Source organism: Candidatus Dependentiae bacterium, from assembly GCA_026389015.1.
Classification (GTDB): Bacteria; Babelota; Babeliae; order Babelales; family Vermiphilaceae; genus JAPLIR01.
In genome coordinates, this window is record JAPLIR010000015.1 from 123,520 (window position 1) to 131,886 (window position 8,367).

Consider the following 8,367-nt stretch of genomic DNA (forward strand, 5'->3'; position numbering starts at 1 on the left):
AACTTTTGTACAAATGCAGCAAGTTGCAGTAAACTAACATCTTTAACTCGGTAATTAACCATGTAACACTTTAAAAGCTGCTGCCAGAATGTCACAACACTTTACGCATTTACATCTTCACACGGAATTCTCGTTGCTAGACGGAGCGATCAATCTTGATAAGCTCGTCGATTTCGGCAAACAACAGAAATTCAAAGCCCTTGCCATTACCGATCATGGCAATATTTTTGGCGCGGTGAAGTTTTTTCAAAAATGTAAAAAAGCTGGCATTAAACCAATCATCGGTATGGAAGCGTATCTGACTGAAGATGTAACGGTGAAGACCGTTGATAAAAAATATTATCACTTGGTTATCTTGGTGCAGAATGACATTGGCTATAAAAATCTGTGCAAACTGATTTCGTTCAGCTTTCAAAAGGGTTTCTACTTCAAACCACGTATCGATTACGCCATATTAGAAAAGCATTCAGAAGGCCTGATCGTCACCACCGCATGCTTGGGCGGCCATATTCCGAGTCTTCTCATGAAAAATGATTATGAGCAAGCGGAAAAATATACCGATTGGTATTTGCGTGTGTTTGGGCGCGATAGATTCTATTTGGAAGTCCAACCAGAAGACCAAAAGGACCAAACGGTCTTGAATAAAAAAATATTTGAATGGGCAGAGAAAAAGAATCTCAACTGTGTTGCAGCAGGCGATTGCCACTACCCTACTGCCGAAGACCGCGAAGCACACGAAATCATGCTCGCAATTCAAACGCACGATAAAATGGACAACCCAGACCGCTATACCTTTGGTGACTGCAGAGTCTACATGCGCACACAAGACCAAATGCTCGCAGAATTTCCAGGGCATGAGCAAGCAGTGTGGAATGCCGGTGTTATTGCCGACATGTGTAACTTTGAATTCCAAATGGGCAAGCTGTTTTTCCCTAAATTTGAAATCCCCGCGGAACATACCCAAGAGTCGTACTTTAAATATATGTGCCAGATAGGCCTCGAGCGATTACGGGACAACAACTACTTCGATGCTGCATTAATCGAAAAATACCAAGCGCGCCTTGATCTGGAAGTCGAGCTTATTATTTCCATGGGCTTTGTGGGTTACTTTTTAGTAGTGAGTGACTTTATTCAATGGTCGTATCGCAATAATGTACCCGTTGGCCCGGGCCGTGGTTCTGCAGCAGGTTCACTCGTTGCATGGGCATTACAAATCACCAACATCGATCCGCTCAAATATAACCTGCTCTTTGAACGATTCTTGAACCCTGAGCGTGTGTCGATGCCTGATATCGATATCGATTTCTGTATTGAAGGCCGAGAAAAGGTCATTAGCTACATACGCGACCGCTATGGACACGACAAAGTCTGCCAAATTATAACCTTTGGTACCATGATGGCAAAAGGTGTTATCAAAGACGTATCACGCGCCTTGGGATTCTCATTTGAAGATTCAAACGCTATCACCAACCTGATTCCCGAGCAATTAAAAATTAGCCTCAAAGAAGCATTCGAACAAGAACCACGCTTAAAAGAGTTGCTCGATGGCAATCCAAAAGCAAAAAAATTATTTGATATCGCCTTCCGCTTGGAAGGCTTAACCCGCCACGCATCAAAACACGCAGCGGGCATTGTAATCTCCCCTGACCCTATTGACGAAGTATTGCCGGTCTACATTCCATCGAAGAGTAATGACCTTGTCACGCAATACGCCATGACAGAACTTGAAAGTCTTGGTTTTTTAAAAATAGATCTTCTTGGTTTAAAAAACTTAACGCTGATTCAGCGAGCCTTAGAACTTATTGAAAAAAACCACGGCGTCAAAATCGACATCAACAAAATTCCACTCGATGATGCAAAATCCTTTGCACTGATCTGCGAAGGTAAAACATCAGGCGTGTTTCAGCTAGAATCTGACGGACTAAAAGAAGTGTTGCGTAAACTGCAGCCAGAAAAATTTGAAGACATTATTGCGGTTAACGCACTCTACCGACCAGGACCACTTGGATCGGGCATGGTCGACGATTTTGTCGAACGAAGACACGGACGCCAAAAAATTACGTATCTGTTTCCGGAACTTGCAACGGTGCTGGAAGAAACATACGGCGTCATTGTTTACCAAGAACAGGTTATGAAAATTGCATCGCTCATTGGCGGCTATAGCCTTGGCGAAGCTGATATTCTTCGACGTGCCATGGGTAAAAAAAAGGCCGAAGTGATGGTCGAGCAGCGCGAAATATTTTTAACCAAAGCCAAAGAACAAAAATTTGATGCCAAAAAAGCTGGAGAACTATTTGACCTCATGGCCTATTTTGCTGGGTATGGCTTTAACAAATCCCACTCTGCTGCCTATGCCTTGATCGCCTATCAAACCGCATATCTCAAAGCAAACTACACCGCAGAATTTATGGCTTGCTTGATTTCATTAGAAGCAACCCATGCGGAAAACATGTCGTTCTACTTGCAAGAAGCAAAAGAGCTAGGACTGCCTATCACCTCGCCTAACATCAACACATCCGGCATTCAATTTACGGTGGTGAACAATGGCTTATTGTTTGGTTTACTCGGTATAAAAAACATTGGGCTCGCCTCACTTGAAAACATCGTCAAAGAACGAGAAAAAAAGCCATTCGCAGATCTTTATGATTTTTGCAAGCGTATTGACCTGCGCACATCAAACAAGCGTGTCATTGAAAATTTGATTAGCGCTGGCGCATTTGATGGCATGCCGGGTAACCGCGCACAAAAACATGCCGAAGTAGAAAAAATTATTGATCTTGCTGCAGAATTTAAAAAAAATGCAGCGACAGGCCAGATGGGCCTTTTTGGTGCCGTGAGCAACGGCAATGCACTAGGCGATGGCGACTTGTATAGTTACCAACCGCACGCTGAATGGTCGGAAAAAGAAAAATTAGAAAAAGAAAAAGAAGTGGTAGGCTTTTATTTGAGCGCGCATCCACTGGATAGCTACAGCAAACAATTGAAGAGCCTTAACATTCAGACCTTTGCTCATCAACTTGCGTTGCAACTCAAAAATAATACCGGCCATGAATTGATGACTATCGGCTGCGGACTGGTCAAAAGTCGCCGCGACATTACGACCAAAAAAGGTGACCGCATGTCATTTGTACAGCTGGAAGACGGCGCATCTAATCAAGCGGAAATTATTTTGTTCCCAAAAATATTTAAAAAAGTTGAAGCATGGCTTAACTCCTACCACATCTTTGTCGTCAAAGGTGATATTGATATCGCATCACAACAAAAATGTAAGATTAAGGCTAACGAATTTGTGCCAATCGATTTGCTCTTTGAGCAATGGCCAAACATACAAAAGATATCATTAAGTTTGCCCAACAGTATTGAAGAATCGCTCTTACAAGAACTGGCCAAGACGATGACGAAAGGGTCAATTCCACTCGAATTACTGTTTCATGAAAATGGTAAGAAGTTACAGCTTGTCGCACAAGCAAAAACGACTATGACTATTGAAACGATGCAGGCACTGGAAAAGCAGAATGTCGGCCTCTCCATTCAATTATAAATTAGATTCACCTTATTTATTATTTAGATAAGCACAAGCTTCTTGGTAATAGAGAGAATGAGTTTGTTCCAAGCGAGCCAAGCACTGTTGCAATGCCGTAGAACCGTCACTCTCCACTAAAAGATCCAGCGTGACATGCAGATGTTGCATAATTCTTTCTGCCGGCGCCTGTTTGTCGGCAAGCAGTAAAAAAAGTAACCGTTCACACAGTGGTACTAGTACCTTATGTTCAACCTGCAAGGCAGTATACAAATTAACCAAGCATCCAAGATACAGTGTCGAATGAGGGTGCACTGCAATCAGATGCTCGTAGATGGCTGCCGCTTGCAATATGCGCTTATCTTCTTGGTACAGTTGCGCTGCTTGGCAATATTTATCCGCAGCACCACTATCGTTGAATGCCCACAAAATATCACCCTCCAATTGACAGGAAAATGCTAAGTCGTCAAACGAATGAGAAAGAAGGCGATACATGCCGAGCGCTCGTTCCTTTTCACCACGCGACACATACTCTGCTAGTCTAAACCATGCAATATTATATTTATCGACAGGAACCTGCTTCATTAACTCAGTCCTTCAAGAAAATACGGTACTTTTTTTCACGCAAAACTTTTAACGATCACTAATGTAATATAATTAGTTCGGAAATAAAAATTTTATAAAAAAATAATAGATATTTTAAGGAGAGAATGTAAAGAGTATTGAGTAATGAGATGGAATGGTGGAAGAATTGATAGATCATTTAGCAGTTCGCAAGCACCGAATATTTGTATATTTCGAATAAGCCCGCCTTCACTGAAGCTACGGCGCGCAGCCTACGCTTAGTTCTATCAACGTTTATTTTTTTATTAATATCAAGTCATTAGAGAAGTTGGCCGCGCCAGCCGAAGCCTTGGCGTAGGCTGGTGCCGGGAGTCGGAATTGAACCAACGACGCGAAGCTCTTCAGGCTTCCGCTCTACCACTGAGCTACCCCGGCAATAAATAAGGGATTTCATGAATTTCAGATACCTAGAATAGTACCTATTCCGTATATTTTGTCAACATTTCGATGATGAATAAATTTACAATGGCCGTAAGGATCAACCAAAAGCACTACCATTGATCCATGGAGAATGAACATACTGCCCTGAAAGCCTCCCCTATCGTCCATCCCATGCACCAAAATAATGAAAAAATCGATAAATTATATCAATTTGCCAATAAATTCATTCAAAATCAAGCGTCCTAACCACCCATAATCATAGTTCATATAACGATCCAATCGCAATAAACCCAATTTTACCCCCCCCACTTGACCAAGCGATTAAAATATGTATAATAGAAAAGATAGTTAATGTTTTTTGTTATAAATATTTACAATTTAATTATAAAAGGAGGTTCTCATGAACCGTATTTTCAAATTATTACTCGTTGCTCTGTGTGGATACTCAAGCGTTGGGTTGCAAGCAATGCAAATTCGCTACAAATCACCACTACAGATGCTATTATCTGGATCCCTATCAGCTACATGTAATGGCTGCCGAGGCGCATCGAGCTTTCATAGCTGTGGGCGTCAGAATAACAGACCTGAAGGACATTCGATGTCATCGTCGTCTACAGCCGCAGCTACTGCAGCCTCCTCATCTTCCCAAACAGAAACAAAACATGAAGAAGAATTCGATTTTGGATCCACAACCGTTGCAAAATTAAATATTTCAAGGCCTCACTATGTAAGCAATGATCAAAACAATGCTGCCTTGGACGAAAAACAACATGCAGAATTAAACCCAGAACAAGCAACCGAAAACTCAGAATTATCAAGACCCACTGCATACACTGAACTACTCAGCAAAGATCTGCAAGCGGAAGTAATTAAACAATGCCCTGATGAGGTAAAAGCTCTCATAAAACTCATACAAACGACCCAAAAAGGGGGGAGGGATATCTCAGATGACATTAAACTGAAAAGATTGGTACTGGTTGGCCTTCCAGGAACAGGAAAAACAACACTCGGTCAAGCCATTGCTCAAGAATGCAAATTACCTTGCTTTATGTATAAAGCAACCTTAATTGCAGATCAATATAAAAACTCTGGTGACAAAAATCTAGAGCATATTTTTAAAGAAGCCCTCAAGCTCAAAAAACCATGCGTCGTTATCATTGATGAATTACAAACACTCCTTGAAAGAAACAAGGATAAAAATGATTCCGATAAAAACATGACTCCATCATTATGGACTATGTTCGATGCATGCGAGAAAAGCGACATACTATTTATTGGTCTACTCAATCATCTTGAAGAAGAACCAAAAAAACAATTTATAGGCAGAGTAGACTACATAATAGAAATAGCAATGTCAGATGACGAAAAACGGGAAAATCTATTTAATTATTATTTCAATCAAAATCCAGGCGCAATATTCCCTACCAAATCATTACCAACATTAATCAAAAAAACTAAAAACCATGCCAACAGAGATATTAAATGGATCATCTCAAGAGCTGTTAGATCAGCACTCATAAACAGCAAAGACACTGATATTAAAATAGAAGTCACTATGAAAGACTTTGACAATGCACTAGAAGCACATGAAGAGCAGGGTCAAAAATTGATAGATCCTGAAATAAAAAGTTGGACAAGTAGCCGCAATCTTATGAAATATGCAAAATATGCACTTACCGCTGCACCCTATATTTTAAAACTAGGACACATGGGATACCAATATTGGACACAAAATCGCCAAATGAAAGCCCAAGAAGCACAAGCTGAAGCCAACGAAGTCAATGCGAATCACAGTGCCGCACTACAGCGCGAAGGATTAGACCTTCAAGCACAAGGTGCTGCAGAACAGAGAACTATGAATGAGTTCTCAAGAACAATGCAAGAGAGTGGTCATGCCTTGCAACAACAGGGACTAAGCCTTCAACGTGAGGGGCACACGCTACAAACAAATAGCGCTGCAGAACAAAAAGCAGTAAATGAGTTATCAAAAAACATGCAACTCAAGAGTCATGCATTACAAGAACAAGGATTGAACCTGCAACGTGATGGACATGCTCTACAGACAAACAGTGCTACAGAACAACGAGCGATGAATGAGTTTTCAAGAACTATGCAAACCGAGAGTCATGCATTGCAAGCACAAGGGGCTAAGACACAAGCAAAAATGAATGATTTTACTATGGGAGCCACTGCAATTAATTCAAGTAATGAAACCGACGCTACCAAGAATAAAGCAGTAGTGAAATTAGCAAACGACCTTTGCCAAGATGGTAAATTCACTACTGAAATACGCAAAGCATATTCATATGAAGTCGAAGGTGTATTAGCTAAAAAATAGTATTGTCGAATTACCAAACAATAATCGATGGCTTGTAAATGCAGGCCATCGATTAACTAAAAAAACAGAGGTTATCATGATTACTAAAGTACAAAATATCTTACTATCTCTATCTATTCTTAGTTCAACGTGTCTAGGTATGAGCCGCGATCTTGAACTCACACGAAACCAAATTGCTACACAAACAACCCAATCTATAGATACGACACCTGACTCGCTCAATGCCACAAGAAACCACACAACATACGATGCACTGAGTGATCATAGCAAGACTCAAATCCAAAATACGTTGCAACCTAAGGCCCAAAGTACAAGGCCACAAGCGCCATGTCTGGGCAAAATGTTAGAGCAATCAAAATCGCCTATGACGCTCACTCAAGCAATAACTATTCCAGTTACACTCAATCAGTCTAAGAATACCTCACAACCAGTAGCTCAAAAACAAAACCCAATCTTTGGATATATAGTTTTAGGGAACAATCCATCAAGACATCATTACGGCAACCCATCTATGCAACCGTACAGCAAACCATTTGTTGGCATTAAAATTGAAAAAGATTTTACCCCCTTTGCCAATAACCGCAGCCGAGATTACCAACCCCAACAACCATATCAATACGAAATACCCAAAGTAAAACAGGATGCCATAGACGCTGCTGTCAAACGTCATGTTACCAATATGCAACCAAAATCGTATGAAGAAGTTCAACAAAACACCCTTGCTTTGAAATCAGAATTAGCTGCAGCAGAAGCACACTATAAAACAGTGGAAAATAACTTTGGGTATTTTAGTCCCAATTATAAGGATCTCACTATCGCAAGCCAACAAATGTCACGCGAGCAGTTTAAAGAATATTATCAAACTGTCACTGAACGATGCAGATTAGAAGCGAAAATTGAAGAATTCAAAGAATGCCTGAAATATAATGACCAAGTTATTGCAGCATTCGACACGTTAATTTCACAAAAAGTAGCTATACAAAGTAAAAATTTTAGTTCAATGACTATCGATCAACTCAACAAAAAAATTGGATCACTAGAAAGTGATCGCGATACACTTGCAAAAAATATCGCAACCACAGAACAAAAAATTGATGTCGCCCAAAAGAAAGTCGATCAATTCGATGGCAAGCTTAAGGAATTTACCAGTGAGTCACTATCGCATCGTGTCTACGCTAACGTTAAAAGCTGGTGTAATGACAAAGATAATTATGCATGCCTAATGGAGAGAAGAGGGACTCCCGCTCACGCCCTTAACAACGAAAAGGGAACTCTTATTACTCTCAAAAAGAATGCAACTATCTTAACTGCTACAATCATAAGCGCTAAGACCATGCTACAAGTCAAGGAGTATCAACAAGTTCTGAGCCAACGCAAAAAAGATGGTACCTTATCAACTGAAGAAGCACAGCTATTAACCGCGATTAATCAAACTATTATTGATGGCGGCATAGGATCTTATCCGATCTATAACACCCTAACGCAAAGCGCCAAGGATTTACTC

General features: G+C 40.6%; 4 protein-coding genes and 1 tRNA gene. 3 read left to right on the plus strand and 2 right to left on the minus strand.

Annotated elements, in window-relative coordinates:
- Nucleotides 1-88 precede the first annotated feature (88 nt).
- The gene (dnaE, locus tag NTX86_02110; GenBank protein MCX5922098.1) at nucleotides 89-3,541 is read left to right on the plus strand and encodes a DNA polymerase III subunit alpha; all 3,453 of its coding nucleotides are present in this window, start codon (nucleotides 89-91) and stop codon (nucleotides 3,539-3,541) included.
- 12 nt (nucleotides 3,542-3,553) lie between these two features.
- Here the strand turns inward: dnaE and NTX86_02115 are convergent, their stop codons facing one another.
- Both NTX86_02115 and NTX86_02120 read right to left on the minus strand, forming a co-directional pair.
- Entirely contained in the window at nucleotides 3,554-4,105 is a 552-nt protein-coding gene (locus NTX86_02115) for a hypothetical protein (protein ID MCX5922099.1), read from the minus strand.
- A 339-nt stretch (nucleotides 4,106-4,444) separates the two neighbouring features.
- Nucleotides 4,445-4,519, minus strand: a tRNA-Phe gene (locus NTX86_02120).
- Nucleotides 4,520-4,925: 406 nt separating this feature from the next.
- On the opposite strand from NTX86_02120, the gene NTX86_02125 reads away from it, so the two are divergent.
- Together NTX86_02125 and NTX86_02130 are read left to right on the plus strand one after the other, a co-directional pair.
- Nucleotides 4,926-6,863, plus strand: coding sequence for an AAA family ATPase (locus tag NTX86_02125; protein ID MCX5922100.1), 1,938 nt, complete (start codon nucleotides 4,926-4,928; stop codon nucleotides 6,861-6,863).
- 76 nt (nucleotides 6,864-6,939) lie between these two features.
- Nucleotides 6,940-8,367 (plus strand): hypothetical protein (locus NTX86_02130; GenBank protein ID MCX5922101.1); only part of this gene is annotated, 1,428 nt, incomplete at its 3' end.

What these genes read in the sequence shown, in the direction of transcription:
- NTX86_02115 (MCX5922099.1), bottom strand. Translation starts at nt 4,105, where the DNA reads ATGAAGCAGGTTCCTGTCGATAAATATAATATTGCATGGTTTAGACTA.
- dnaE (MCX5922098.1), top strand. Translation starts at nt 89, where the DNA reads ATGTCACAACACTTTACGCATTTACATCTTCACACGGAATTCTCGTTG.
- NTX86_02125 (MCX5922100.1), top strand. Translation starts at nt 4,926, where the DNA reads ATGAACCGTATTTTCAAATTATTACTCGTTGCTCTGTGTGGATACTCA.